This is a genomic window from Phormidium sp. CCY1219 (assembly GCF_035615515.1).
In the GTDB taxonomy this organism is placed as follows: Bacteria; Cyanobacteriota; Cyanobacteriia; order Cyanobacteriales; family Laspinemataceae; genus CCY1219.
The window spans coordinates 1-2658 of the sequence record NZ_JAJENT010000970.1 but is presented as its reverse complement, the minus strand read 5'-3'; the positions used below and the strand labels follow the sequence as shown (position 1 = coordinate 2658).

Genomic DNA, 2658 nt, shown 5'->3' with positions numbered 1-2658 from the left:
CCTGGATGCGAGCCGGTTTCAACCCACGCCGGGGATTGCGGATCGCCCCTGGATGCGAGCCGGTTTCAACCCACGCCTTTTTCGTTTAATTGTTGTCTCTCTCCCTATCCCCCGATGAGCATCCTTCGCATTAAACTCGAGGACCTGCAAGCCGATTGTGTGGAATTGCGCTATTGGGTCAAACCCGACATCACCTATGAATCTCAAACCTTAAGCATAGCACAAATATCCGAACTTGTCAAGGAAAGCCAGACCAATTATTACTTTCTCGACCCGAAACTGCAGCAATTCGGGCAGCGGTTGTTTTGCTGGTTGGATGGGGAGGGGCGGTGGTTGAGTCGCGCCATAGACCAGTGCGGGGAAGATGTATTGATGTTAGCCATTGCCCCCTCACAACGATTGGCCCATTTGCCTTGGGAAATACTGCACGACCGCAGCAGTTTTTTGGTTCAACGGGTGAATCCGATGGTGGTGCCGATGCGGTGGATAGAAGGGAAGACACCGCCACTGCCCGACCCGCAGCAAGGCCCGTTGCAGGTATTTTTTATGGCTACTTCTCCGGAAAACGTGGCACCGGTGCTCGACTTTGAGCAAGAAGAGGCGCGCATTCTGGCGGCCACGAAAGACAATGTGGCGGTGCAAGTGCGGGTGGAGGAAAGCGGTTGCGTGGCCGAGTTGGCCACAACCTGGAAGCGATACAAAGCCAACCATTTCCACCTGTTCCATCTCACGGGACATGCAGACCTGGAGCGCCAGAACCCCTATCGTCCCTATTTCCTCACCGAAACCGAAACCGGAGAAGCGCACCAGACTTTTGTGCGAGAGCTGGCAGAGGTGTTTCGCACCCGCTGGCCGGGGTTAATCTTTTTATCCGGATGTCGCACGGGACAGGCAGGGCAGAATGGCGCGGTGCCCTCAATGGCGGAAAGTCTGATTGGCGAAGGGGCGCGGGCGGTACTGAGTTGGGGACTGCCGGTGGCAGACCGAACCGCCACCACGGCTGCCGCACATTTGTATCGGGAGTTGGCGCAGGGGGATACCTTGGCGCAAGGGTTGGCCAGTACCTACCGCTACTTGTTGGAAAAAGAAGGATGCCGGGACTGGCACTTGCTGCGGTTATACGTGGGCGGCCACTGTCCCGGTGCCTTGGTAGAACCCTGGGAGAATTATAATTGGCAACCGCCAGAATCGCCCCAGGAGGAGTTTCTCGACCCTGAGACCCAGGAAGTGCGAGTGGCGACGCGGGAGGAGTTTGTGGGACGGCGACGCACCCTACAGCGCTGTTTGCGGAGGTTGCTGAAATCGCCCCAGTTTCTCGGGGTGCTGATTTACGGCATGGGCGGCGTGGGGAAAAGTACCGTGGCGGCGCGATTGCTGGAACGGATGCCGGGGTACAGCCTTATCTTTATCCATCGCGGTTTGGACGAGCAGAAGTTAATCAACGCCTTGTATCGCCAATGTACCAGCCAGACGGGGTTGGAGATTTTGCAAAGGAACTTGCCGCTGTTGCAGCGCCTGACACTGTTTCTGCAAGGGGGATTGAATGAGGAGAACCAGCAGTTGGTTTTTGTGCTGGATGATTTCGAGGCGAATCTGGAAGCGCGGGCCGATGGGCAGCAGGTATTGAAACCGGCAGTGGTGTCCGTGTTGCAGGATTTGTTGCAGGCGATCGCCAACTCGCGCCGTCTCCATCGCACCATCCTCACCAGTCGCTACGATTTTCCCCTCCCCGAACCGCTGAATCGCCGCCTTCATCGGGAATCCTTGGCCGCATTACGCGGGGCAGATTTAGAGAAAAAGTGCGATCGCCTCCCCTCGTTGCAAAAAGGATCCGAGGTAGAGGAAAGCTTGCAGCAGCGGGCGAAACGGGCCGCCGATGGCAACCCCCGCTTGTTGGAATGGTTGGCGCACATCTTGCCGGAAACCGGCCTGCAGGTGGAAGACTTTCGCATCCATATTCTCGCTGAAGAATTGCTCGCGCAGCAGGCGGAAGACCTGCGAGAGATGCTGCGCTTGGGGTTGCTGTTTCAGGTCCCCGTCCCCCACGCGGCATTTGCAGACATGTGCCGCCCCATCCGCAATCTAGAGACTCACATCCAGCGCGCCCAGTCCCTGGGATTGCTCGAAAACATCCCCTCCCCAGCAGATGGCACCTTGCTGCGGGTACCGCGCCTGTTGCCCCTGCCCCTGCCCGAAAACAACCCCCCCTTGCACCGTGAAGCGGCAGAGATATTATATCGGCATTGGTGGGAAGACTCGGAAAAGCGAACCGAGGAACGACTGAAAGAAATTCATCGCCTCGCCTTGTGCGGAAATGCCGGAGAAATTGCGGCCAATATGGGAAATGTGCTGGGTACTCTATGGAATAAAACCAGTCAGTTTCGAGAAGCGCTCAAAATCTGCCAAGACACCTTAGCAGTGATTGCAGATTATCGCATCTTTCGTAATCTGGCGCGGTCTGAGCAGCAACTCGGGGAGGTGGAAAAGGCAGCAGCACACTATCAACAAGCATTAGACCATTGTCCCCCAGATGATGAACGAGGAAAAGCCGCGATCGTTCATGATTTAGCAACCCTCAAAACACAGCTTGGGGAAAACGAGGCGGCGATCGCCCTTCACACCGAATCCTTGGAACTCTACGAACGCATCGGCAACTTG

Annotated in this window: 1 protein-coding gene; it reads left to right on the top strand. The window is 56.6% G+C overall.

Translation table 11 applies throughout. The features are described from left to right. Positions 1-114: 114 nt before the first annotated feature. Positions 115-2658, top strand: a 2544-nt coding sequence (locus tag LKK83_RS31060; protein WP_324635335.1) for a CHAT domain-containing protein, incomplete at its 3' end; no start/stop codon positions are given.